The 25,076-nt window shown below is 64.4% G+C and carries 22 protein-coding genes and 1 riboswitch; of the genes, 16 read left to right on the top strand and 6 right to left on the bottom strand.

Going from position 1 to position 25,076, the window contains the following annotated elements:
• Nucleotides 1–9: 9 nt before the first annotated feature.
• The 3 genes from leuD to C6V82_RS11410 all read right to left on the bottom strand — a co-directional run bounded on the left by leuD (nt 10) and on the right by C6V82_RS11410 (nt 3,119).
• Nucleotides 10–651: a 3-isopropylmalate dehydratase small subunit gene (leuD, locus tag C6V82_RS11420; protein WP_102587131.1), complete on the bottom strand. Its 642-nt coding sequence runs from the start codon at nt 649–651 to the stop codon at nt 10–12.
• A gap of 29 nt (nt 652–680) precedes the next feature.
• On the bottom strand, nt 681–2,078 hold the full coding sequence (leuC, locus tag C6V82_RS11415; RefSeq protein ID WP_102587130.1) for a 3-isopropylmalate dehydratase large subunit: 1,398 nt from the start codon (nt 2,076–2,078) through the stop codon (nt 681–683).
• 213 nt (nt 2,079–2,291) lie between these two features.
• A complete protein-coding gene (locus C6V82_RS11410) occupies nt 2,292–3,119 on the bottom strand; it encodes a GntR family transcriptional regulator (protein WP_102587129.1) in 828 nt (275 codons plus the stop codon).
• 154 nt (nt 3,120–3,273) lie between these two features.
• On the opposite strand from C6V82_RS11410, the gene C6V82_RS11405 reads away from it, so the two are divergent.
• The 6 genes from C6V82_RS11405 to C6V82_RS11380 all read left to right on the top strand — a co-directional run bounded on the left by C6V82_RS11405 (nt 3,274) and on the right by C6V82_RS11380 (nt 8,900).
• On the top strand, nt 3,274–3,861 hold the full coding sequence (locus C6V82_RS11405; RefSeq protein ID WP_102587128.1) for a nuclear transport factor 2 family protein: 588 nt from the start codon (nt 3,274–3,276) through the stop codon (nt 3,859–3,861).
• A gap of 49 nt (nt 3,862–3,910) precedes the next feature.
• The gene (locus tag C6V82_RS11400) at nt 3,911–4,786 is read left to right on the top strand and encodes an isocitrate lyase/PEP mutase family protein (protein ID WP_102587127.1); all 876 of its coding nucleotides are present in this window, start codon (nt 3,911–3,913) and stop codon (nt 4,784–4,786) included.
• Between the two features lie 68 nt (nt 4,787–4,854).
• Nucleotides 4,855–5,532 carry an isochorismatase family protein gene (locus tag C6V82_RS11395; RefSeq protein ID WP_102587126.1) on the top strand — a complete coding sequence of 226 codons (678 nt, stop codon included), beginning with the start codon at nt 4,855–4,857 and terminating at the stop codon, nt 5,530–5,532.
• 31 nt (nt 5,533–5,563) lie between these two features.
• Complete coding sequence (locus C6V82_RS11390) at nt 5,564–6,526, top strand: polysaccharide deacetylase family protein (protein WP_102587125.1); 963 nt, start codon at nt 5,564–5,566, stop codon at nt 6,524–6,526.
• 2 nt (nt 6,527–6,528) lie between these two features.
• Complete coding sequence (locus C6V82_RS11385; RefSeq protein ID WP_102587124.1) at nt 6,529–7,491, top strand: polysaccharide deacetylase family protein; 963 nt, start codon at nt 6,529–6,531, stop codon at nt 7,489–7,491.
• Entirely contained in the window at nt 7,491–8,900 is a 1,410-nt protein-coding gene (locus C6V82_RS11380; RefSeq protein WP_102587123.1) for an FAD-dependent oxidoreductase, read from the top strand. The genes C6V82_RS11385 and C6V82_RS11380 overlap by 1 nt, the downstream gene beginning before the upstream one ends.
• Nucleotides 8,901–8,924: 24 nt before the next feature.
• On the opposite strand, the gene C6V82_RS11375 is transcribed toward C6V82_RS11380, so the two are convergent.
• Nucleotides 8,925–9,869, bottom strand: coding sequence for a LysR family transcriptional regulator (locus tag C6V82_RS11375; RefSeq protein WP_102587122.1), 945 nt, complete (start codon nt 9,867–9,869; stop codon nt 8,925–8,927).
• Nucleotides 9,870–10,104: 235 nt separating this feature from the next.
• On the opposite strand from C6V82_RS11375, the gene C6V82_RS11370 reads away from it, so the two are divergent.
• The gene (locus tag C6V82_RS11370) at nt 10,105–11,604 is read left to right on the top strand and encodes a CoA-acylating methylmalonate-semialdehyde dehydrogenase (protein WP_102587121.1); all 1,500 of its coding nucleotides are present in this window, start codon (nt 10,105–10,107) and stop codon (nt 11,602–11,604) included.
• A 162-nt stretch (nt 11,605–11,766) separates the two neighbouring features.
• Entirely contained in the window at nt 11,767–12,354 is a 588-nt protein-coding gene (locus C6V82_RS11365) for a peroxidase-related enzyme (protein WP_102587120.1), read from the top strand.
• A gap of 7 nt (nt 12,355–12,361) precedes the next feature.
• Here C6V82_RS11365 and C6V82_RS11360 read toward each other — a convergent pair whose 3' ends face one another.
• Nucleotides 12,362–13,039, bottom strand: coding sequence for a hypothetical protein (locus C6V82_RS11360; protein WP_102587119.1), 678 nt, complete (start codon nt 13,037–13,039; stop codon nt 12,362–12,364).
• Nucleotides 13,040–13,156: 117 nt separating this feature from the next.
• Nucleotides 13,157–13,273, top strand: a riboswitch (TPP riboswitch).
• Here C6V82_RS11360 and C6V82_RS11355 point away from each other — a divergent pair.
• On the top strand, nt 13,263–14,651 hold the full coding sequence (locus tag C6V82_RS11355; protein WP_102587118.1) for an SLC5/6 family protein: 1,389 nt from the start codon (nt 13,263–13,265) through the stop codon (nt 14,649–14,651). Its footprint overlaps the riboswitch before it by 11 nt.
• Before the next feature lie 25 nt (nt 14,652–14,676).
• Here the strand turns inward: C6V82_RS11355 and C6V82_RS11350 are convergent, their stop codons facing one another.
• Nucleotides 14,677–15,684, bottom strand: coding sequence for an AraC family transcriptional regulator (locus tag C6V82_RS11350; protein WP_102587117.1), 1,008 nt, complete (start codon nt 15,682–15,684; stop codon nt 14,677–14,679).
• 149 nt (nt 15,685–15,833) lie between these two features.
• Between C6V82_RS11350 and C6V82_RS11345 the strand changes: the two genes are divergently transcribed.
• The 7 genes from C6V82_RS11345 (at nt 15,834) to ilvD (ending at nt 25,069) form a co-directional block, all read left to right on the top strand.
• A complete protein-coding gene (locus C6V82_RS11345) occupies nt 15,834–17,042 on the top strand; it encodes an acetyl-CoA C-acetyltransferase (RefSeq protein WP_102587116.1) in 1,209 nt (402 codons plus the stop codon).
• Nucleotides 17,043–17,070: 28 nt separating this feature from the next.
• On the top strand, nt 17,071–19,236 hold the full coding sequence (locus tag C6V82_RS11340; protein ID WP_102587115.1) for a 3-hydroxyacyl-CoA dehydrogenase NAD-binding domain-containing protein: 2,166 nt from the start codon (nt 17,071–17,073) through the stop codon (nt 19,234–19,236).
• Between the two features lie 43 nt (nt 19,237–19,279).
• Entirely contained in the window at nt 19,280–20,440 is a 1,161-nt protein-coding gene (locus tag C6V82_RS11335) for an acyl-CoA dehydrogenase family protein (protein ID WP_102587114.1), read from the top strand.
• A gap of 16 nt (nt 20,441–20,456) precedes the next feature.
• Nucleotides 20,457–21,227: an SDR family NAD(P)-dependent oxidoreductase gene (locus C6V82_RS11330; protein ID WP_102587113.1), complete on the top strand. Its 771-nt coding sequence runs from the start codon at nt 20,457–20,459 to the stop codon at nt 21,225–21,227.
• Nucleotides 21,228–21,345: 118 nt separating this feature from the next.
• Nucleotides 21,346–22,482, top strand: coding sequence for a CaiB/BaiF CoA transferase family protein (locus C6V82_RS11325; protein WP_102587112.1), 1,137 nt, complete (start codon nt 21,346–21,348; stop codon nt 22,480–22,482).
• 22 nt (nt 22,483–22,504) lie between these two features.
• Nucleotides 22,505–23,278: an enoyl-CoA hydratase/isomerase family protein gene (locus C6V82_RS11320; RefSeq protein ID WP_102587111.1), complete on the top strand. Its 774-nt coding sequence runs from the start codon at nt 22,505–22,507 to the stop codon at nt 23,276–23,278.
• A gap of 102 nt (nt 23,279–23,380) precedes the next feature.
• Nucleotides 23,381–25,069, top strand: a complete 1,689-nt coding sequence (gene ilvD / locus C6V82_RS11315) for a dihydroxy-acid dehydratase (protein WP_102587110.1) — start codon at nt 23,381–23,383, stop codon at nt 25,067–25,069.
• Nucleotides 25,070–25,076 lie beyond the last annotated feature (7 nt).

Genomic DNA, 25,076 nt, shown 5'->3' with positions numbered 1-25,076 from the left:
TGCCGGTGGTCAGAAATCCCGGGCGATGACGCCGGGGTCTCCGGGGCTGGCCTTGAGCCAGGGGTGCCGCGCCGCGTAATCGGCGGCGAAGCGCGTGATTGCCTCTTCGTGCTGGCGGGTCATGTCGATGTCATCCCAGCCATTGAGCAGCTTGGTCCGCCAGGTGGGGCTGATGGTGAAGGCCAGGTCCAGCTCGCCTGCCCGGATACGGCAGGTTTCCAGGTCGACATGCAGGCGGCCGGGCGTGTCACCGAGGTGCTCGAGCAAACGCTCGATGTCTTCTTCGGGCAGGGTGGCCGGTAGAAGCCCGTTGTTGACCGCATTGGACGAGAAGATGTCGCCGAAACTCGGGGCGATCACACAACGAAAGCCGAAGTCCACCAGCGCATACACCGCCGCCTCGCGCGAGGAGCCCGCCCCGAAGTTGCGCCGTGCCACCAGGATGCTTGCCTGCCTTGCCTCGGGATGCTCGAGGATGAAGTCGCCGCGGGGCTTGCCGCTTGCGTCGTGGCGCAGGTCGTGGAGCAGGAACTGCCCGTAGCCGACACTGCGCGGCTCCTTCATGAAGCGCGCTGGAATCAACTGGTCGGTGTCGACATTGGCCTGGGCCAGCGGGCATGCCAGGGCGTCGAGATGCCTGATCGGTTCCATGCTCGTCCTTCCCCTAGAGTTCGCGAATATCAGAGCTCGCGGATATCGGCCAGATGGCCGGCCACGGCGGCGGCGGCCACCATGGCGGGCGACATCAGGTGAGTTCTGGCCCCTGGCCCCTGACGGCCCTTGAAGTTGCGGTTGGTGGTGGAGGCGCAGCGTTCGCCACTGGCCACCAGGTCACCGTTCATGCCCACGCACATCGAGCAACCGGATTCACGCCACTCGAGCCCCGCCTCCAGGAAGATACGGTCCAGGCCCTCGGCCTCGGCCTCCCGCTTCACCTGGGTGGAGCCTGGGGCCACGATACCCGGCACCTTGCTGCGCCGGCCCTTGAGCACCGCCGCCGCGGCGCGCAGGTCCTCGATGCGGGCATTGGTGCACGAGCCGATGAACACGCGCTGGATGGCGATGTCGGTAAGCTTCTGACCCGCGCTCAAGCCCATGTAGTCGAGGGTATCCTGTAACTGGCGGGCGCGGTTCGCATCCTGTTCACGGGCGGGGTCGGGTACGGCCTGGTCGATGGGCAGGGCGTCTTCCGGCGATACCCCCCAGGTCACGGTGGGTCCGATCTCGCTGGCATCCAGCGTCACCTCGCGGTCGAAACGCGCCTCGGGATCACTGGTAAGGGTTCTCCAGTAGGCCATGGCCTGTTCCAGCGCTTCGCCTTGCGGGGCATAGGGGCGGCCGCGCAGGTAGTCGAAGGTAGCCTCGTCCGGGGCGATCACCCCGCAGCGCGCGCCACCCTCGATGGAAAGATTGCACAGTGTCAGCCGCGCTTCCATCGACAAGTCGCGGATGGCGCTGCCGGTGTACTCGATGGCGTGGCCACGCGCACCATCGGCGCCCAACCGGGCAATCCAGGTCAGCGCGATGTCCTTGGCCGTGATGCCCGGGGCGAGGCGGCCCTCAACGTTCAGGCGCATCTGCTTCGGACGGCTTTGCCAAAGGGTCTGCGTGGCCAGCACATGGGCCACTTCCGAGGCGCCGATACCGAAGGCGATGCTGCCGAAGGCACCATGGGTGGACGTATGGCTGTCGCCACAGACCATCAGCAGTCCCGGCTGGGTCAGCCCCTGCTCGGGGCCGAGCACGTGCACGATGCCCTGGCGTGGGTCGTTCAGGCCGAACAGCGCGATGCCATGGCGGGTGGTGTTGTCCGACAGCTGTTCGATCATGCCGCGCACCTTGGCATCGCCGATCTCCTCGAGGTGCCGGGTGAGGGTTGGCACGTAGTGATCGGCGATGCCGAAGGTGAGGTCGGGACGCGCCACGGGCAGTTCCCGCTCATGCAGCTTGTTGAAGGCATGGAAGGACCCTTCGTGGACGAAGTGTCGATCGATCCACAGCAGGCTCTGGCCGCTCTCGCTGCGGTGGATCTCGTGGGCATCCCACACCTTGTCGAACAGTGTCGTTGGCATTGTCATGGTGGGTTGGCTCGCCGTGGCTCCCCTGTTGATAAGGTCCAAGTGTCAGGACTTGGGGTTGGGCTTGAATTGCGAGAGTCGCGTTTCCCGCATGATGACAATACAACTAGCGCAGCAACATGGCACAGGTCAAATGTATTTTTTCTTGTAGTTTAAATGTATTAAAAATAATACAGGTGGTGAGCGTGTCCGATTCGGTGAAGCGATGGCGCCTCACGCCTCGTCGGGCGACATCTCGCGGGCCTGGGGGGCGCGCTCGGCGTCCGGGGTCCTGGGCTCCCAGTAGCGGGCTTCCTCGTCGCCGGTTCGATTGAGGTCGATCTGGATACGGTAGCGATCCGGCCGGTAGAGCGCATCGAGATACTCCACGCCACGCCCCTCCTCGTCGTACACCACACGCGTCAGCGAGATCAGTGGCGAGCCCACCGAAACCCCTAGTGCTTCGGCGATCTCGTGGGTGGCGAGCGTGGCCGAGATCGACTGGGAGGCATGGTCGACCAGCACGCCGCTGCGTTCGAGCAGGGCGAACAGGGGGGTATTGGTGAGGTCGGCTTCGTTGTAGTTCAGGGCGATGTACTCGGGCACATGGGTGACCAGGTACGAGAATGGCTTGCCATCGGCCATGCGCACGCGAACCGAGCGCTGCACGCGGTCGCCAGCACCCAGCCCGAGTTCCTCGCGGACCGACTCGCTAGGCTTGACGTAGCTGAACTCCAGAAGCCGGACCTGCGAGGCCTGGCTCATCTTGACCATGTTGGGTAGCAGGTTCGAGACGCTTGCCGTCATTACCGTGGCATCCAGCGGCTGCTCGAGCACCACGGTGCCAAGCCCGGGCTTGCGAGCCACCAGCCCGGATTCGCGCAAGGCCTCCATGGCGCGCCGCACTGTTACCCGTGATACGCCGTGCTGCTCGGCAAGCTTGATCTCTCCAGGCAGCTTGCGGCCGGGAGGGAGGCGCCCGCTGAGGATCGCGTCCTTGAGCAGCAGGAAGATCCGGTGGGACTTGGTGCCGCCCACGGACGTCACGTGTGTGTGGTTCATGGCACATTCCTTATGATGTCACGAAACTTGACGCAGGCATTCGACTAGACATAAAACTAGACATGGAAATGTATTATGAATAGTACAGGTTGATGTGATGTGCGAGTGATTGCGCCCTGTATGACAAAGATAACAACCTCCGGGAGATTCGCCCATGCCCGTTGTTCAGGTCAGTCTGATCCGAGGCTACTCCAGTGCGCTGAAGCAGCGACTCTGCGAGCGCCTGACCGACGCAGTCCGCACCACCATCGATGCCGACCCCCAGGCCATCACCATCTTTCTGCATGAAGTGGATGGCGATGCCTACATGCGCGGTGGCCGGGCGCGTCGTCCGGGTGGCGAAGTCCAGACCGCGGGCCATGCGGGAGCAGGCAACGAATCGCCGGAACAGCTGGTTCGGGCGTTTCTCGATGCCATGCAATCCCGTGATCTTCAAGCCGCGCGCGCACTGCTCGCCGACGATTTCCACATGACCTTCCCGGGCGGTGTCGAGATGACCCGGCTCGAGGAGCTGGTGGCCTGGGCCAGCGAGCGTTATCGCTTCGTCCACAAGCGCTTCGACGCTTTCGATACCTGCGACAAGGAGGACCACAGCGTGGTGGTCTGCCACGGCGAGCTATCGGGCGAATGGCCCGATGGCTCGCCGTTCGCGGGTGTGCGCTTCATCGACCGCTTCGAGGTGCGCGACGGCAAGCTTGCGCGCCAGGCGGTCTACAACGACCTGGCCCTGGCCTGCGATTGAGCAGCGGGCCGCCATTCGAATTCCCTGCCATGCGAGGAACCTTCACGCCATGACTCTCTCCACCCATGATTTCAAATCTCGGCTGCATGCCCCAGATATCGTTGTGGCGCCCGGCATCTTCGATGCGCTGGGCGCCTCGCTTGCCGAACAGGCCGGCTTCGACACCGTCTACCTGTCGGGGGCAAGCCTTGCCTATACCCAACTCGGGCGCCCGGATATCGGCCTGCTCGGACTCAGCGAAATCGATGCGTCATTGTCCCGCATCCGTGAGCGAGTCGAGGCCGATATCGTGGTGGACTGCGACACCGGCTTCGGCAATGCCATGAATGTGATGCGCTGCGTGCGAATGCTGGAGCGTTCCGGTGCCAATGCGTTGCAGCTCGAGGACCAGACCTACCCCAAGCGTTGCGGTCACCTGCGTGGCAAGACCCTGGTGCCCACGGCAGAGATGGTCGGCAAGCTCAAGGCCGCCCTCGATGCCCGCCAGAGTGATGCAACGCTGATCATCGGACGCACCGACGCCCTGGCGGTGGAAGGCACCGATGCGGCGATCGAGCGCGCTATCGCCTATCGTGATGCAGGGGTGGACATGCTGTTCATCGAGGGCATCCGCAGCGATGCCGATATCCAGCGGATCATGGCCGAATTCAAGGGCCAGGTGCCGATCATGGCCAACATGGTGGAAGGGGGCGACACGCCGCTGCAGAACGCCGCGGCCTTGCAGGCGCTCGGCTTCTCGCTGGTGATCTTTCCAGGCGCCCTGGTGCGCGCGCTGACCCACATGGCCAGCCAGTTCTTCGCCACCTTGCGCCAGGATGGCACGACCGATGCCTTCCGTGACCGCATGCTCGATTTCGGTCAGCTCAACGATTACCTCGGCACCCGGTCGTTGCTGGAACTCGGCCAGAAATACGACAACACCTGATGATGTGGGGCCGCCTCCAGGCGCGCCCGACAGCGAACGATCACAGTCACCCAGGTAGGAGAAAGCCAATGATCAAGAGCGACAAGACCGCCAGGGAAATCTTCGAAGACGTGATGGCCAACCCCCAGCGCGTTCCGTTCGGGTTCGGCAACAAGGCGGTGCTGGTCAACGTCGACCCGCAGAAGGCCTACACCCGTACCGACCTGTTCAAGACCGCTTACGAGACGGACCCCCGTCAGCTCGAGTACGTCAATCAGCTGTCGCGTGGCTTCCGCCAATTGAACTGGCCGGTGGTGTGGACCCACGTGGCGTTTCTGGATTCCGCCGAGGACGCCGGTGTGTGGGGAACGCGTACCGACACTCCCGATTCCCTGCAGAACATCAAGTACGGTTCGGAGCGTGCCGAGTTCGACGAGCGTGCCGAGATCGAGCATGGCCGTGACGTCGTCTACACCAAGCGCATGCCCTCGGCGTTCTTCGAGACACCGCTGCAGTCGCTGCTGGTGTGGCACCAGGTGGATACCGTGATCGTCACCGGTGGGTCCACGTCCGGCTGCATCCGTGCCACCGCCGTGGAAAGCCTGTCGCGAGGCTACCGCACCATCGTTCCCATTGAATGCGTGGCCGACAAGCACGAAAGCTACCACTACGCCAACCTCACCGACCTGCACCTCAAGTATGCCGACGTGATGCCGGTGGCCGATGTGCTGGCCTGGTTGGAATCGCGGGCCGCCGACAAGGCTTGAGCGGCACGGCAAGCGAACGGGAGTGAGCAAGATGAAGGAAGTTCTGGACGCCTACGGTTATTGGCCCTACGAGAATCGACCGAAGATCACCTGGCCGGGTGGGGCCAGGGTGGCCTTCTGGGTGGCCCCCAATATCGAGTACTACGAGCTGGACCCGCCGCAGAACCCGCAACGCAAGCCGTGGCCGACGCCGCACCCCAGCGTGCCTGGCTTCAGCATTCGCGACTACGGCAACCGGGTTGGCCATCAGCGCCAGATGGCGTTGCTCGACAAGTTCGGCGTGCGCGGCTCGATCTCGCTGTCGGTGGCGCTGTGCGAGCATCATCCCGAGATCATCGAGATGTGCCGCGAGCGCGACTGGGAGTTCTTCAGCCACGGCATCTACAACACTCGCTACACCTACGGGATGAGCGAGGCCCAGGAGCGGGAGATGATCCGTGACAGCATCGAGACCATTCACCGCCACACCGGCCAGGCCTGTGCCGGCTACCTGGCACCGGCGCTTTCCCACTCGGAGCGTACCCTGGATCTGTTCGCCGAGGTCGGCCAGGAGATGTTCGGCGAACGCGCCGGACTCTACACCTGCGACCTGTTCCATGATGACCAGCCGACACCGATCCAGCTGCGTTCGGGGCGACGATTCGTCTCGGTGCCCTATTCGCTTGAGATGAACGACACCATTGTCTATGCGGTGAACAAGGTCGAGCCGCGTCATTACCTGAAGATGCTCAAGCGGCACTTCGACCGGCTGTACGCCGAGGGCGCCGAATCCGGCACGGTGATGTGCATTCCCACCCACAACTACCAGATCAGTTGTCCGCATCGCATCAAGGCCTTCGAGGAGGCACTCGAGTACATCACCGGACACAGCGACGTGTGGGTGGCCACCGGCCGCGAGATCGCCTCGCACTACCTCGAGCAGCACTACGACCAGGCCCTGGCCGATATCGCCGGGCGTGCGGGCGGCACCCAACACCACGCAGACAGGGGGTGAACATGGCGCGCGACGACGGCTCTCTCGACAACGACTACCTTCACTATCCGCATCGTCATCACGGCTATGACCACGATCGCTACGACTGGTCGATGCTCAGCGAGCGGCCACCCGTCACCTGGCCTGGTGACAAGACTCTGGCGGTGTGGATCAACGTGTCGCTGCAGTTCTACCCACTGAACCAGCGCGGGGTGCCCTTCAAGGTGCCCAATGGCATGACCATGCCCTATCCGGACCTTCGCCATTATTCACTGCGCGACTATGGCAACCGGGTCGGCATCTATCGCCTGCTCAAGGCCCTGGCGCACTACCAGGTGCGGCCGACCTTCGCCATCAACGCCCAACTGGCCGAGCAGACGCCCTACCTGCTGGAGCGCCTGATGGCGTTCGTGAACTCAGAGGGTGGTGAGTTCATGTGCCACGGCTGGAACATGGATCACCTGCATTACGGCGGCCAGGACCGCGACGAGGAGGCCGAGATCGTGGGGCGTTCGGTCGCTACCCTGCGCAAGCTGACTGGCCAACCGATTCGTGGCTGGTTGAGCCCCGCCAAGCACCAGAGCTGGAACACCCCGGAACTGCTGGCCGAGCAGGGCATCGAGTACTGCGCCGATTGGGTCAACGATGAGTTGCCCTATGCGTTTCGCACCGACAATGGCCCATTGGCGATGATGCCGCTGACCACCGAGATCGAGGATCAGTTCGTGATGTGCCAGAACCTGCACTCCGAGGACGCCTGGGTCGATCAGGTCAAGGATGCCTTCGATTTCCTGGTCGAAGAATCCCGGCAACAGGGCGGGCGGATGCTGGCGCTCAACCTGCACCCGTGGCTGGTCGGCCAGCCCCACCGCATTGCTTGCCTGGAGGAGGTGCTGGGCCATATCGCCGGCCATGAGGCAGTGTGGCAGGCACCGGCCGGCGAGATCCTCGATGCCTTCCAGGCCCAGGCCGGAGGGGCACGCTGATGGGGATCGTGGCATTTAGCGAGGGCGACGAGTTCGACGTGCACCTGCCGTTGGTGATCATTGGCGCAGGCGCCTGTGGCCTGGTGGCCGGGCTTGCCGCCATGGAGTGCGAGACCGATGTGGTGGTACTGGAGCGTGATGCATTACCACGCGGCAGTACCTCCATGTCCCAGGGGTTCATACCCGCCGCCGGCACCCGCTTCCAGGCCGAGAAGGGCGTCGAGGACAGTGCCGAGCTGATGGCACGCGATATCCAGCACAAGAATGGAGACGAGGCGGACCCGGCCATCGTCGCGGCGCTTGCCGACTATTCCGGCCGGGTGATCGAGTGGTTGGCCGATACGCATGGCGTGCCGTTCGACCTGGTCGAGGGATTTCTCTACCCCGGCCACAGCGCGATGCGCATGCATGCTACCCCAAGGCGCACCGGCGAAGAGCTGATGGGGTGCCTGCTCAACGCCGCCGAAGCGGTGGGCCTCGATATTCTTACTCAAGCGCGGGTGGTCGACCTGCATGTGGACGCAGGCAAGCGCGTGCGCGGTATCACCCTCGAGCGCCCCGACGGCAGCCACGAAAGCATCGGTTGCGATGCGTTGATCCTGGCCTGCAACGGCTATGGTGGAAATCCCGAGCTGGTGGCGAAGCACATCCCCTCGCTCAAGCATGCGCTGTATTACGGCCATGAAGGCAACCAGGGGGATGCACTGCTGTGGGGCGAGGCGATTGGTGCGAGCCTCAAGGACCTGGGGGCTTGCCAGGGGCACGGTTCACTGGCCACGCCCCATCAGACGCTGATCTCCTGGGCGCTGATGATGCGCGGCGGCGTGCAGGTGAATGGCGAGGGTCAGCGTTTCTCCAACGAGCATGGCGGCTATTCCGAACAGGCCGCCAAGGTACTTGCCCAGCCCGGGCAGGTGGCCTGGAACCTGTTCGACGAGCGTATTCACCAGGCGGCGCTGGAGTTCGAGGACTACCGCAATGCCGAGCAGGGTGGCGCGGTACGCACGTTCGGTAGCCTGGCGGAGATGGCCGAGGGGCTGGGCTTGCCATTGCCGGCGCTCGAATCCACCTTCACCGAGATGCACACACTGGCGGAACATGGAGAGGCCGACGGTTTCGGACGCACCTTCGCCGCCGAGACCTTGCTGGTGCCGCCATACCGGGCGATCAAGGTCACCGGGGCGCTGTTCCATACCCAAGGTGGGCTGGAGGTGGATACCGAGGCCCGTGTGGTGGACGCCGCTGGCGAGAAACTCCCCAACCTGTTCGCTGCCGGCGGCGCGGCGCGTGGCGTCTCGGGCTCCAATGACAGTGGCTATCTTTCCGGCAATGGCCTGCTCAGTGCCGTGGTGATGGGAGCGATTGCCGGTCGTGAAGCGGCGCGTGAACTGAAACGGCACGGGAGCTGAAGCGGCGATAATGCGGTTACCCGCTCAGGCGTTGCCCGGTATCGTCAGCGTGGGTGCCTCCCCCATCAAGAAGTCATGGTTGGTTTCCAGTGCCTCGCGCAGGAAGTCCCACAGCACTCTCACCCTCGCCAGGCGGCGCTGCTCCTGGCGGGCGGTGATCCAGAACTGACGCACTACGTCCACTTCGTCATCGAGCACGGTGCCAAGCGCCGGTGAGGTGCTGGCGATGAAGCATGGCAACACGGCGAGGCCTGCACCATGCAGGCAGGCGGCATGCTGGGTGGTCACGCTGGTGCTGCGCATGGCGAAATGCGGGCCGGGGTGGCCTACCACCGCCGGGTCCAGCAGCGGTTCCAGGTAGCTCAACTGTTCGCTGAAGATCAGATCGTCCACATAACCGATCAGGCGGTGTTGGGCGAGCTCTGGCAGCGCCTTTGGTGTGCCGTGGCTGGCCAGGTAGTCTCGGCTGCCGTAAAGCCGCAGCCGGTAATCGCACAGCCGCGAATTGACCAGGCCAGGGCTCACCGGGCGTTCGATGGTGATGGCGAGATCCGCCTCGTGGCGGCTCAGGTTGACTACCCGAGGCAGGGCGAGCAGGTCCAGGGTGACGCCAGGGTGGCGCGCGCAGAATGCCGAGAGCAGTGGGGCGATCACCCAGGTGCCGAAGCCTTCGGTCACCCCCAGGCGAATCTGGCCACTGATCTGATGATTCTTGTCGGTCAGGCTTTCGCCGGCCTCGAAGGCGTGGCGGGCCATTTCCTCGGCATGGGCGAGCAATTGGTGGCCGGCCTCGGTCAAATGATAACCGTGGGTGCTACGCTCGAAGAGCTGAGTATTGAGCGTCTGCTCGAAGCGCCGGGTGCGCCGCGACAAGGTGGAGTGGTCTACTCCCAGGCGCCGTGCGGCGTCGGTCAGGCGTTGACTGCGCGCCACTTCCAGGAAGATCTGGATGTCCTGCCAGTCGAGCATCGCGGCGTTTCCATGCTGGAGAGTGGGGGTAGGGCGGCTTCAATGATCGCTGGTTGTGCGCTGGTGCACAAGTAATGTGCCTGAGTGTGTGTTGTCAGCCTCCATGGGCACTGGATAGACTCGTTGTTATCCAGCTTCGTGCTGATATGCACATAAAGTCGAAGTCTTGTTATCGAACAGACAGCCACCAGGTTGCCAATAAATTCTTATGTTCTTATAAAAAGGAGCACGCACCATGAGCATTCGCGAAATTCCGATGTATATCGACGGCCAGCCCGTCCCGTCCCAGAGCCAGGAGTGGCGTGATGTCGTCAATCCGGCCACCCAGGAAGTGGTCGCGCGGGTGCCGTTCTGCAGCGCCGAGGAAGTCGAGCGTGCCGTGGCCAGTGCCAAGGAGGCCTTCAAGACCTGGCGCAAGGTGCCGTTGGGCAAGCGCATGCGCATCATGCTCAAGCTGCAGGCGCTGATCCGTGACAACACCGCCGAGCTTGCCGCACTGATCACCGAGGAGCACGGCAAGACCCTGCCCGATGCCGAGGGTGAGGTGGGCCGCGGCCTGGAAGTGGTCGAGCATGCCTGTTCCATCACCTCGCTGCAGCTTGGCGAAGTGGCCGAAAATGCCGCCAGCGACGTGGATGTCTATACCCTCAACCAGCCGCTTGGCGTGGGTGCCGGTATCACCGCCTTCAACTTCCCGATCATGCTGCCGTGTTTCATGTTCCCGCTGGCCATCGCCACCGGTAACACCTTCGTGCTCAAACCTTCCGAGCAGGACCCAAGCTCCACCATGCGCCTGGTCGAACTGGCCCATGAAGCCGGGGTGCCGGCCGGCGTGCTCAATGTGGTTCACGGCGGCCCGGATGTCGCCAACCAGATCGCCGACCACAAGGACATCAAGGCACTCTCCTTCATCGGCTCCAGCCATGTGGGCTCGCTGCTGTATAACCGCGCCTCCGCGGCCGGCAAGCGCATGCAGGCGATGATGGGGGCCAAGAACCATTGCGTGGTGATGCCGGACGCCAACCGTAGCCAGGCCATCAACAACCTGCTCGGCTCGGCGTTCGGTGCCGCTGGCCAGCGCTGCATGGCCAACTCCGTGGTGGTGCTGGTGGGCGAGGCGCGCGCGTGGATCGACGATATCGTCGATGGCGCCCGCAACATGAAGGTCGGGCCAGGCACCCAGCGCGATGCCGATCTCGGCCCGCTGGTGTCGCCGGCCGCCCGCGACCGCGTGATCCGGATGATCGATGCCGGTGAAAAGGAAGGCGCCAAGCTGCTGGTCGATGGCCGCGGTTACGAGGTGTCGGGTTATGAGCAGGGCAACTTCGTAGGCCCGACCGTGTTCAATGACGTGACCGCCGACATGACCATCTACCGCGAGGAGATCTTCGGCCCGGTGCTGTGTGTGGTCAGCGTCGAGACCCTCGATGAGGCGATCGAATTCATCAACGCCAACCCCAACGGCAACGGCACCTCGATCTTCACCAACTCCGGCTGGGTGGCGCGCCGCTTCGAGACCGACATCGACGTCGGCCAGGTGGGCATCAACGTGCCGATCCCGGTGCCGGTCGCCTACTTCAGCTTCACCGGCTCGCGCGGCTCGAAGCTTGGCGACCTGGGCCCCAACGGCAAGCAGGCCATCACCTTCTGGACCCAGACCAAGACCGTCACCGCCCGCTGGTTCGAGCCGGAGAATGTCTCCAGCGGCATCAACAGCACCATCTCGCTGAGCTGATTCCCTACGCGCAGTGACAACGCGGCCCCGCCTCGCAAGAGGCGGGGCCGCGTGCGTTCGTATCGCTTGGAAAGCCAAGGGAGACAGAAGGCGTATGGACGACAAGCTAACGTTGACGTTAACTGGATGTCTGCCACCGCAATGTCTGCCCATGGAGCCAACATGACCACCCCGATCAGCCGCTTTCCGATTCCCGAATCGATCCAGGACCTTCCCGAGGACATCCGCGATGCGATGCTCAAGGTACAGGAGAAGGCCGGCTTCATTCCCAACGTGTTTCTGATGCTGGCCCACCGGCCGGCGGAGTTTCGTGCCTTCTTCGCCTACCACGATGCGCTGATGGAACGGGAGTCCGACACCCTGACCAAGGCCGAGAAGGAGATGATCGTGGTGGCCACCAGTGCCCGCAACCGCTGTCTCTACTGCGTGGTGGCCCACGGTGCGCTGGTGCGTATCTACAGCAAGGACCCGTTGCTGGCCGATCAGGTGGCAGTCAACCACCGCGTCGCCGATTTGAGCGAGCGCCACCGGGTGATGCTCGATTTCGCCTTCCACTCCGGTCTTGAGCTTGGTGAACTCACCGACGAGTGGCAGACCCGCCTGCTGGAAACCGGCTTCACCCAGGACGACATCTGGGACATCGGCGCCATCGCCGCCTTCTTCGGTATGTCCAACCGCCTGGTCACCCTCGCCGGCACGCCGCCCAACGAGGAGTTCTTCCTGATGGGGCGGGTGCCGAGGGGGCAGTGAGACATGCTCAGGTGCCTAAAGGACACTCCTCCAGCAGTTGTAGTACTGGCGCGAGCTGGCTTTCGTGCAGCACCAGCACGCTGGTGGCTTGCTCGCCTTCAGGGGGGGAGATGACCGCGAACTCGCCTTCTTCCAGGTGAAATTCATGAACCTCGCACTCGCCGTCCGATGTGCTGAGGCGGATCGAGCGGTAGGCGTCGTCCTCGCCGTAGGTGAGGCGGTGGTAGACCTTGAACAGGGTGTAGAGGATCAGGCCTTGTGGGAAGGCGGGCCAGCGTGAGGGGAGGGTGCGCGTGTCGTTGTCCAGGCCTTCGCCGCTGGCCTCGGCGGCGGCGATGGCTTGAGCCAGGGGGTGGGCGAGTAGTGAAACGGTGTCGCGGGGCAATGGGGCGCCGGCCTCGAAGGCCAGGCGATAGCGTTCGGTGACCTCGGCGAAGGCCTCGAGCGAGTCGATGAGGTGATCGCTGTGGGCAAGATCGGCCACCTCGAAACCCCCGTTTTCCCAGCCGTGGATGACCCGCAGGGTGAGCCGGTGGTCGACCATCGGCGTGCCGAGCAGCTCTTTCACCGCGATTCGCAGATGCAGCAAGCGCTCCGGTACCTCGTTGTCGAAGGCGGCGTAGGGCTCGGCGAAGATCGTGTGCAGGCGGCCTGGGGCGTGTTCCTTGGCTTCCGTGAAGGGCATTGGCAGTGTTCCGGGCGGTGGTCGGGGGAAGACCCGTGCTGCTATGATGCCGATGGGTCGTTGTTGGGTGATCGGCCAGCGCTCACCCAACTTTAGCGCTTACCCATACAATTCATTCACTGTCGCCAGGGGAGTCCCTCCGCATGGGATGTGCGGGGGCTGAGAGGGCCACGCGGCCGACCCTGGAACCTGATCCGGTTAATGCCGGCGGAGGAAGTGCGACATGCCCTACCTGACGTCAGCCGTGCTTGGCGCGGCGCTTTTCTGCTTTGCGTATCTGGGCCTGCGGGCCCGCCGGGCCGATGGCCCGCTCGATGACTACGTCACCGCGCGAAACTCCCAGGGCGCCCAGGCGTTGGGCTTGTCGTTCCTGGCCTCGGGCATGGGCGCGTGGATTCTCTTCGCACCGCCGGAGATCGGCGCCTTTGTCGGTCCCTTGGCCCTTGCCGGTTATGCCATCGGCTCGGCCCTGCCGTTCATCGTGCTGGGCCTTTATGGCCCGGCCATTCGTCGTCGGCTGCCGGAAGGGCGCAGCATCGGCGAATTTGCCGAGGCGTGCTACGGCGCCGGCGTGCGGCGCTGGGTGTCGCTGGTCTCGGTGGCCTACATGGCCTGCTTCCTGGCCGCTGAGCTGACCGCCATTGGCGCCATCACCGCGCTGCTTTCCGATGTGCCACCGGCGCTGGTGGTGGTCGGTGTGGCCATCACCACGCTGCTCTACACCGCGCTGGGCGGGCTGCGCGCAAGCCTTGCCACCGACCGCTGGCAGGCGTGGCTGTTGATCGTTCTGCTGGTGGTGGTCGGCGGCGTGGCGCTTGCGCGGTTGCCGGAGATGCCGGCGGATGCGGTGATACCGTCGATCCCCGTTGGCAGCGCACTTTCCGTGGCGCTGACCCTGGTGATTGCCGTTACCGCGGCCAACCTCTTCCATCAAGGCTACTGGCAGCGCGTGTGGGCGGCCCGTGATGACCGGGCACTGGGACGCGGGGCCTGGCTGGGCGGGGCCATCACCGTGGCGGTCGTGGCAGTGGTTGGTGGTCTGGGCATGCTGGCGGCGATGAGCGGCGTGGCGCTCGGTGAGCCGCCGATTCCATTCTTCGCCTTGCTGACGGAAGCGCCGGGTTGGCTGGCGCTGCCGGCACTCGTGCTGGCCGTGACTCTCGTGGCCTCGAGCGTGGATACCCTGCAGAACGGTATCGCCTCGCTGGTGGTGGCGGGCTCGGGCAAGCGCGGGCTGTCGATCGGTGCGGCACGGTTGACCACGGTGGCGTTGATGGTGCCGGTAGTGGTGGTGGCGCTGCAGGGGTTGTCGGTGCTCAGGCTGTTTTTGATCGCCGATCTGCTGTGCGCCGCCATCGTGGTGCCGGTATTGCTTGGCCTTTGGCGGCGCATGAGCCCGCTTGCCGCCGTGGCGGGCGGGGTGGCCGGCATGCTGGGCGCTATCCTGCCGGGCTGGGTCGCCAGTGGCAGCATTGCCGCGGGGGCGCTTGCCGCCAGCTTCCCGGACAGTATTCCCACGCTGCCGCCGTTTCTCGCCGCGCTTGCCGCCTCCACCCTGGTCAGCCTGTTGATTGCCTGGCAAAGGCCTGCGGCACGTCTCGTCGAGGGCTAGCTTGCCTCGTGCCTAGCCCTTGCGCCTAGCCCTTGCGATAGCCAAGCGGGGTCAGCCCGGTCCAGCCGCGAAAGGCTCGGATGAAGGCGCTGGGCTCCGAAAAGCCGACCTGGATGGCGATGCTTTCCACTGAATCGCTGGTCTCGTTGAGCAGGTGCATGGCCAGGTCGCGCCTGGCTTGGGCCTTGATGTCCTGATAGGTGGCATCTTCGGCGCGCAGACGGCGGCGCAGCGTCTGGGGGTGGATACCGAAGGTGTCGCCGGCGTCTTCCAGGGAAGGCGATGGCAGGCCCTCTTTCATCTGCGCCTCGATCCAGGCGCGAATTGTTCCGCGCAGGCTGCTGGCCCCACTGAGAGGCGTGAACAGATCGAGCGGGGCACGCTGCACGAAGGTCGCCAGGGTCTCGACGGTCTGCTTGTTGGGCAGGTTGAGCAGCGCGCGGTCGAAGGTCAGACTGATGTCCGGCTGATTGAAATAGATCGGTGCGCCGAAGAACAGGTAGCGATATTCGTCGATATGGCTGGGTGGCGGGTAGTCCAACGTCACCCGCCGGATCGGGATGCGCGACTTTGTCAGCCAGGCATGGAAGCGATGCATGTTCATCAGGGTTTGCTCGATGATGAACGAATTGCGGACTGTCTGGCCAGGCAGGCGCGTGAGGCGATACATGCCGCTGTCGTCGTCCTCGATGAGCTCGGCCGACAGGCTGTTCTCGAACAGATTCTGGTAACGCACCCCGCGTTGCCATGCTTCCCCCAGGGTCGGCGCGCTGATCAGCGCATGGCCCATCATCTCCAGGTAGCCGCGCCGCTGCGGGCGCTCGAGCATGCCCACCGCCTCGTCGTCCATGCGCGCCACCAGTGCGCGCAACAGGCAAGTGAATTGCGCAAGGGTGACTCGCGCCCGCCCCAGGCGCAATACCATGGGAGAGATCCCGCATTCTCGCAAAAGCCCCTCGATATCAATCCCCGCCGGTTTTGCCCCGGCCAACGCCTGGTGCACGAAAGGTGAGGCAATGGTGATCGAATGCATGCTGTGTCGGTCTCCACCAAAAGTCGTTTATGGGTGTCACTTAATGTCTATTTTTGACCCGAAATAACATTGTTGGCGGGGTCCTGTCCCGAAACAATAGGCGCATCTTGTTTATTTTGTAACAACGTCTAATGGTTCGGGAGTTGGGCATGAGCAATCAGGCATTTATCTATGAGGCGGTACGCACTCCCCGCAGCAAGGGCAAGATCGACGGCACCCTCCATGAAGTGAAGCCAGTCGACCTGGGCGCCGGACTGCTCAGGGGGCTGCAGCAACGGCTCGATCTCGATACCGCCTATGTCGACGACGTGGTGTTCGGTTGTGTCACGCCGGTCAGTGAGCAGGGCAGCGATGTCACCAAGATGATCGTGCAGAACGCCGAATGGGACCAGTCGGTTGCCGGCGTCCAGCTCGACCGCTTTTGCGCCTCGGGCCTCGAGGCCGTCAATACCGCCGCCCAGAAGGTCGCCTCGGGATGGGACCAACTGGTAGTGGCCGGCGGCATCGAGTGCATGTCGCGGGTGCCGATGGGCTCCAACGGTGGCGCCATGGGGGGAGATCCCGGTTTTTCGATGAAAACCGGCTTCGTACCCCAGGGCATCGGCGCCGACCTGATCGCCACCATCGACGGCTACTCCCGCGAGGATGTCGATGCCTTCGCCCTGCAGTCACAGCTGCGTGCCGCCAATGCCCGCGACAACGGCTATTTCGACCGTTCGGTGCTGCCGGTCCTTGACCGCAATGGGCTGTTGATTCTCGAGCGTGACGACTTCATCAAGCCGGCTACCACCCTGCAAGGCCTGGCCGCGCTCAAGCCCTCTTTCACCACCATGGGCCAGTTTGGCTTCGACGACGTGGCGCTGCGCCACTATCCCGAGGTCGAGCGTATCGAGCACGTGCACACCCCGGGAAACTCTTCCGGCATCGTCGATGGCGCCAGTGCCGTGCTGATCGGCACCGAGCAGGCCGGACGCGACCTCGGCCTTGCGCCACGCGGCCGTGTGGTGGCAACAGCGGTGCTGGCCACCGACCCGGTGATCATGCTTGCGGGCCCCGGCCCCGCCGCCCTCAAGTGTCTGAAGACCGCTGGCCTGACGCCCGACGATATCTACCTCTGGGAGATCAACGAGGCCTTTGCCTCGGTGGCCCTGCGCTACATGAAGGACCTGGGCATCGATGCCTCGGTGACCAACGTCAACGGTGGCTCGATCGCCATGGGGCACCCGCTGGGCGCCACCGGCGGCATGTTGGTCAGCATCATGCTCGACGAGCTGGAACGGCGTGGCCTCAAGCGCGGGATGCTGTCGTTGTGCGTCGGCGGTGGCATGGGTATCTCCACGATCATCGAGCGCGTCTGACCGATCCATCCGTTTCAAGGAAAGCCTCATGAGTGTCTTTGCATATCAGAAGGATGCCGACGGCATCGTCACCATCACCATGGATCAGACCGGCCCGGTCAATGCCATGAACCAGGAATACCGCGACGCCATGCGCGAGACGCTGGAGCGGCTGGAAGGCGAGGAAGGTCTTGCCGGGGTGGTGTTCGCCTCGGCCAAGAAGGTGTTCTTCGCCGGTGGCGACCTTAACGAGCTGCTGGCGGTCCAGCCCGGGGAAGAAGCCACCTTCATGGCGTTGTCCGAGGCCATCAAGAGTGATTTCCGGCGTCTCGAGCGGTTGCCGGTGCCGGTGGTGGCCGCGATCAATGGCGCGGCGCTGGGTGGCGGCTTCGAGCTCTGCCTGGCCTGCAACCGGCGCATCGCCTGGGACGACACGTCAGTCCAGATCGGCCTGCCCGAAGTGGGGCTTGGCCTGCTGCCGGGCGCTGGCGGCATCGTTCGCCTGGTCAACCTGCTGGGGCTCGAGGCCGCGCTTCCCTACCTGCTGGAAGGCAAGCGGGTTGCCCCGGCCAAGGCGCTGGCCGATGGCTTGGTCGATGAGCTGGTCGAAAGCCGCGAGGTGCTGCTGGAGCGAGCGCGCTCCTGGATTCTCGAGCAGCGCGGCAATGACACCGCCGCGCAGCAGCCCTGGGACCGCAAGGGGTTCAAGCTGCCCGGCGGCAAGGCGGGCACCCCGGCGCTGGCGCAACTGGTCACGATGGCCGCGCCGATGCTGCAGAAGAAGACACGCGGCTTGCTGCCCGCGCCCGAGATGATTCTGGATTGCGCGTTGGAAGCGGCGCGCCTGGACGTCGATACCGCGCTGCGCATCGAGAGCCGAGGGTTGACCAGGCTGGTCACCACGCCTGAAGCGAAGAACATGATCTCGACCTTCTTCTTCCAGATGAACAAGGTCAAAGGTGGCGCCAGCCGCCCGGCCGGCGTGGCAAAGCGCAACGTCGAGCGGGTCGGCGTGCTGGGGGCGGGCATGATGGGCCAGGGTATCGCCTACGTAAGTGCCGCCGCGGGCATCGAGGTGGTGCTCAAGGATATCTCGGTGGACGCCGCCGAGCGTGGCAAGGCCTATTCGGCACGCCTGCTCGACAAGCAGATCGAACGTGGCCGTGCCAGCGAGGCGAAGAAGGCCGACCTGCTGTCACGCATCACGACCACCGCCGATGATGCCGACCTTGCCGGGTGCGATCTGATCATCGAGGCGGTATTCGAGGACATCGAGCTCAAGAATCGCCTGCTTGCTGCCACCGAGCCGCATCTGGCCGAGGACGTGGTGTGGGGGTCCAATACCTCGTCGTTGCCGATCACGCAACTGGCCGAGGCCAGCCGCAAGCCCGAGAACTTCATCGGTATCCACTTTTTCTCGCCGGTCGACAAGATGCCGCTGGTCGAGATCATCTGTGGCGAGCAGACCAGCGACGAGACGCTCGCCAAGGCGTTCGACTACACCCTCCAGATCCGCAAGACGCCGATTGTCGTCAATGACTCGCTGGGCTTCTTTACGTCACGCACCTTCGGTACCTATCTCGACGAAGGCGTGCGCCTGCTTCACGAAGGTGTCGATCCGGTGTTGATCGACAGCCTCGGCAAGGCGGTGGGCATGCCGGTGGGGCCACTGGCCGTGCATGACGAAGTCAGCCTGGAATTGACGCGCAAGGCCCAGGCCACCTGGAAGGCCATGGGCGTTCAGGACAAGCATGGCGAGCAGCGGGTGATGCGCGAGGTGATCGACACCATGGTCGGGGTGTTCGATCGCGGTGGCCGCTATCACGGTGGTGGTTTCTACGAGTACCGCGAGGATGGCGGCAAGACCATATGGCCGAATCTCTACGAGATGTATCACCAGCCAACGCTCACCCTCGCCGCTGACGATATCAAGGACCGCCTGGTGTACCGCCAGGTCGTCGAGACGCTGAAGTGCCTGCAGGAGGGGGTGCTGGGCAGCGTGGCCGACGGCAATGTCGGCTCGATCCTGGGCATCGGCGCGCCGGTGCACACCGGTGGCTTCATCCAGTTCGTGAATACCTGTTCGCATGCCGGCAAAAAGGGTCCGGCGGCCTTCGTGGCGCGCTGTGAGGAGCTTGCCAAGCGCTATGGCGAGCGCTTCGCCGCCCCCGCCATCGTGCGCGAGAAAGCCGCCGCTGGCGAGAGCTTGCGGTGATGCCGTCTTCCTTGCCAGCCAGCCGATCACGGGGAGCCTTACGATGAGAGCGTTTACCGAAGAGCAGACGATGTTTCGCCAGGCGTATCGCCGCTTTCTCGCCGCTGAGGTGGTGCCACACATGGCGCGCTTCCGCGAGCAGGGGGTGGTCGACCGCGAGGTCTACCGCAAGGCCGGAGAGCAGGGCTTTCTGATGGTCTGGCCCGACGAATGCTATGGCGGGATGGGCGACCGGGACATCCGCTTCGAGCAGGTGATCATCGAGGAGATAGCGCGGGCCGATGTGTTCGAATTCTTCGCCCCCTTGCATAGCCGGCTGGTCGGGCCCTATCTCGATACCTTCGGCAATGCCGAGCAGAAGCAACGCTGGCTGCCCGGCTGCGTGTCCGGCGAGACGATTCTCGCCGTGGCCATGACCGAGCCGGATGCCGGCAGTGACCTCGCCGGCATGCGCACCCACGCCCGCGACATGGGCGACCATTACCTGCTCAACGGCGCCAAGACTTACATCTCCAATGGACTGCTGGCTGACCTGGTGGTGGTGGCCGCCAAGACCGACCCGGAAAACAACCCTCATGCCATGGCGCTGATGGTGGTCGAGCGCGGCATGCCGGGCTTCGAGCGCGGAAAAAAGCTCGACAAGATGGGCCTCGCGGCCCAGGACACCGCCGAGCTGTTCTTCCATGACGTCAAGGTGCCCAAGGCCAACGTGCTGGGCGACCCCAGCAAGGGCTTCCATTACCTGATGCATGGCCTTGCCGAGGAGCGGCTGCTCGCCGCGTTCCAGAACGTGGGCATGGCTCGGAAGGCCTTCGACATCACCCGCACGTTTGTCATGGAGCGGCGTGTCTTCGGCAAGCCGCTGTCGGCTCAGCAGAACACGCAGTTCCAGATGGCGGCGATCGAAGCCGAGCTCGACATGGCGCAGGTCTACGTCGACCAGTGCGCCACCTGGCTCAACGAAGGCCAGCTCAGCAGCGCACGCGCGGCACGTGCCAAATTGCTGTCCAGCGAAGCGCTGTGGCGGATGCTCGACCTCGGCGTGCAACTGCATGGCGGCACCGGCTACATGATGGAGTCCCCGATCTGCCGCATGTTCGTCGACGGTCGTGTGGCACGCATTCTCGCCGGTAGCTCGGAAATCATGAAACTGATCATCGCCCGCGAGATCTTCGCCGACGATTACCCATCCTTGCTCGACTGACCAGGAGATTCGAGGCATGCAACTCAATGGTAGCGTAGCCATCGTCACCGGTGGTGTATCCGGCCTTGGAGAGGCCACGGTTCGGCGCTTTGTCGCCCAGGGGGGGCGGGTCATGGTATTCGACCTCAATGAGGCGCGTGGCCAGGCGCTGATCGAGGAGTTGGGCGGCAACGTTGCCTACCGCCAGGTGGATGTCACCGACGAGGCGATGGTCAAGCGAGCGGTGGATGACACTGTGGCGACGTTTGGTGCGCTGCATATCTGCTGCAATTTTGCCGGCATCGCCAGCGCCGCCAAGACCGTGGGCAAGGAAGGCGCCTTCCCGCTTGGCGACTTTCGCAAGGTCATCGACATCAATTTGATCGGCACCTTCAACGTGTTGCGCCTGGCGGCGCTGGCCATGGCTGCCAACAAGCCGCTCGACGAGCATGGTGGCCGTGGCGTGATCATCAACACCGCCTCAATCGCGGCCTACGAGGGCCAGGTCGGTCAAGCCGCCTACAGCGCTTCCAAGGCTGGCATCGTCGGGATGACGCTGCCGATCGCCCGTGATCTCGCAAGCCTTGGCATTCGTGTCAATACCATCGTCCCTGGATTGATCCACACCCCACTTTTCGACGCGCTGCCGGAATCCGCGATCAGCTCGCTGTCGGCCAGCGTGCTCAATCCGCAGCGTCTTGGCCAGCCGGGTGAGGTGGCCCACCTGGCGCAATACATTGTCGAGAATGACTACACCAACGGGGAATGCATCCGCATCGACGGCGGCATTCGCATGCAGCCGCGCTGAACACGAGCGGGCAATCCCGCCAGATGAAGACGGTGCTTGAGCCAGCGGCGGCTGGCTCCTTTTTATTGCTGAGCGTTGGGCATGCAGGCCCTTCGCCCATTACCGCGGAGACACGACCATGGGCACAGGCCCCTTGTCAGGAATCAAGGTCATCGAGCTCGCCGGTATAGGCCCCGGGCCCTTCGCCGGCATGCAACTGGCCGATATGGGTGCTGAAGTGATCTCGGTGGAGCGAGCCTCGGACCCGCAGGGGCGACGGTTGCCGGAGTGCAGCCGGCGAGGCAAGCATTCCATCGCCTTGAACCTCAAGAGCGAGGAAGGCATTTGCGTGCTGCTGGAGTTGATCGCCCAGGCCGACGTGCTGCTGGAAGGCTTTCGTCCGGGCGTCACCGAGCGTTTGGGTGTCGGTCCGGAAACCTGCTTGGGGATCAATCCACGGCTGGTCTATGCGCGCATGACGGGCTGGGGACAGACCGGTCCGCTGGCACAGGTCGCCGGTCATGACATCAATTACATCGCGTTGACCGGCGCCCTGCATGCCATTGGCACGCCTGGCAAGCCGCCCGTGGCGCCCTTGAACCTGGTGGGCGATTTCGGTGGAGGCGCCTTGTTCGCGGTGGTCGGCATTCTCGCCGCGTTGCTGGAGGCACGCCGATCCGGCAAGGGCCAGGTGGTCGATGCGGCCATTACCGATGGCACGGCCACCTTGATGGGGTTCATCGATTCCCTGGCGGCCATGGGGCATTGGTCGCCGGAGCGAGGCCGCAACTTGCTGGATGGTGGTGCGCATTTCTATGGTTGCTACGAGACCCTCGACGGCAAGTACGTGTCGGTCGGCGCCATCGAGCCGCAGTTCTATCAGCTGCTGGTCGACAAGGCGGGGCTCGACCCTGATATCTTTGCCGGACAGCAGCAACCGGCACGCTGGCCGGCGCTCAAGATGCAGCTGGCGGCGGTGTTCTTGACGCGCACTCGGGACGAGTGGTGCGCTCTGCTCGAAGGCAGCGATGCCTGCGTTGCCCCGGTGCTTGACTACCAGGAAGCGCGCCGGCACCCGCATCTGGTGGCGCGCGATACCTACATCGACGTGGATGGGATGTCGCAACCGGCCCCGGCGCCGCGCTTCAGCCGCACGCCGTCTCAGGTGGCCTTCGGTGCCCGGGCGAGTGGCGAGGATACCGAATCGGTGCTGTTGGCCTGCGGCATCAGCCAACAGCGCATCAATGAACTGCGCCAATCGGGCGCGCTGGCGTAACCCTCATTGGAAGGTGACTACTATGCAGACCATCAATCTCAGCGTGACCAGCGGCGTGGCGACGATCGAACTGGACCGGCCCGGGGCGCTCAATGCCTTCGATCAGGCCATGCGTCTCGAGCTGCTGGCGGCCATCGAGCGGGTCGAAGCCGACGATGAGGTGCGCGTCGTGGTGATCCGCGGCGCCGGGCGGGGGTTCTCCGCGGGTGCCGACCTGCATGATGTAATGGCGGGTTACGCCACCATCGAAGAGCAGATCAAGGCCGAATACAAACCCTTCCTGACACGGATCGCCAGCTCCGAGAAGGTCTACATCGCCTCGGTGCACGGCGCGGCGGCGGGCATCGGGGCGGCACTGGCGATGACCTGTGATCTGATGCTGATGGCTGAATCAGCCTATATCTATCAGGCCTTCGCTGCCATCGCCCTGTTGCCGGATGGCGGCGCCACCTGGCACCTGGTCAACACCCTGGGCTACAAGCGGGCCTTCGAATCCATCGTGTTCGCCGACAAGCTGTCCGCGAAGCGTTGCGTGGAGTGGGGCCTGGCCAATCGCCAGGTGCCCGACGATCAGCTCATCCACGTCACCTGCGAGTGGGCCGAGCGGCTGGCCAATGGCGCGCCGCTGGCCCAGCGCGCCGTCAAGCAGGCGTTGTATCAGGCCATGCGCCTCGATCTGCCGGGGACCATCGACCTGGAAGCCCGTCTACAGAACATGACCATCCAGAGTCGAGACCACCGCGAGGGGGCGGCCGCCTTTTTCGAGAAGCGTGCGCCTCGCTTCGAGGGGGCTTGACGGCAGGTGCCAGTCGGGCCTCGGTGGAAGGTGGGCGGTTGCCAGCCGGCGCCGTGACGGTCACTCTAGGGATCATCAACTGACCCCCAGGAGACGAGTGTCATGAGCGATACCCCCAACGATGCGCGCCGCCGCCATTCCGCCCCGGTGGTGGATGGCCCCGGCAAGTCGGCAAGCCGTGCCATGCTGCGTGCCGTGGGCTTCACCGACGAGGACTTTACCAAGCCGCAAATCGGTATTGCCTCCACCTGGAGCATGGTGACGCCATGCAACAGCCATATCGGTGGGCTGGCCGAGCGCGCCTGCGAGGGAGCCGATGCGGCTGGTGGCAAGGGCGTGGTGTTCAATACCATCACCATTTCCGATGGCATCGCCAACGGCACCGAAGGCATGAAGTACTCGCTGGTGTCGCGCGAGGTGATCGCCGACTCCATCGAGACGGTGGCCGGTTGCGAGGGTTTCGATGGCCTGGTGGCGATTGGCGGTTGTGACAAGAACATGCCGGGCTGCCTGATGGGTCTGGCGCGTCTCGACCGCCCGAGCGTGTTCGTCTACGGCGGCACCATCCTGCCTGGCGCCGGGCACACCGATATCGTCTCGGTGTTCGAGGCGATGGGCGCCCACAGCCGCGGTGACCTCGACCTGATCGAACTCAAGCAGATCGAGGAAACGGCGATTCCCGGGCCCGGTTCGTGCGGCGGCATGTACACCGCCAACACCATGGCCTCGGCCATCGAGGCACTGGGCATGAGCCTGCCGGGCAGCTCGGCGCAGAATGCGGTATCCGGCGAGAAGGGCGACGACAGCGCGGCCGCCGGTGCGGCGGTGCTGAAGCTGCTCGAACGTGATATCAAGCCTTCCGACATCATGACCCGCGCGGCCTTCGAGAACGCCATCAGCGTGGTGATTGCGCTGGGCGGCTCGACCAATGCGGTACTGCACCTGATCGCCATGGCCAGCACCATTGGCGTTGAGCTCTCCCTGGATGATTTCACGCGCCTGGGCCGCAAGGTGCCGGTGCTGGCCGACCTGCGCCCCAGCGGGCGCTTCATGATGAGCGAGCTGGTGGCGATCGGCGGTATCCAGCCACTGATGAAGATGCTGCTCGATGCGGGCCTGCTGCACGGCGACTGCCTGACGGTGACCGGCAACACCCTGGCCGAAAACCTGGCCGATGTCGCGCCCTATGACGAGGGCCAGCAGATCATCGCGCCGCTGTCGGCGCCGGTGAAGGCAGAGAGCCACCTGCGCATGCTGTACGGCAACCTGGCCCCTGAAGGCGCGGTGGCCAAGATCACCGGCAAGGAGGGCACCCGCTTCTCCGGCAGTGCCCGGGTGTTCAGCTCCGAGGAGGAAGCCCAGGCGCGGATCAATGACGGCACCGTGGTGGCCGGCGACGTAGTGGTGATTCGCTACGAAGGGCCCAAGGGTGGGCCGGGCATGCGCGAGATGCTCACCCCCACCTCGGCGATCATGGGCAGAGGACTTGGCAGCGATGTGGCATTGATCACCGACGGGCGCTTTTCCGGCGGCAGCCACGGCTTCGTGGTGGGGCATGTCTCGCCCGAAGCGTTCGATGGCGGGCCGCTGGCGCTGGTCGAGGATGGCGATGTGATCACCATCGATGCCGAGGCCGATACCATCGATGTGGCGCTGACGGACGACGAGCTGATGCGTCGACGGGCGGCCTGGCGGCAGCCCGAGCCGCGCTACACCCGCGGGGTGCTGGCCAAGTACGCCAGGTCGGTGAGTTCCGCCTCCACGGGAGCGGTGACCGACCTGCCGGAATAAGGCGCCA

Origin of the sequence: Halomonas urumqiensis (assembly GCF_003028575.1) — a bacterium.
Lineage (GTDB): Bacteria > Pseudomonadota > Gammaproteobacteria > Pseudomonadales > Halomonadaceae > Halomonas > Halomonas urumqiensis.
This window is presented reverse-complemented; position numbering and strand designations above follow the sequence as displayed.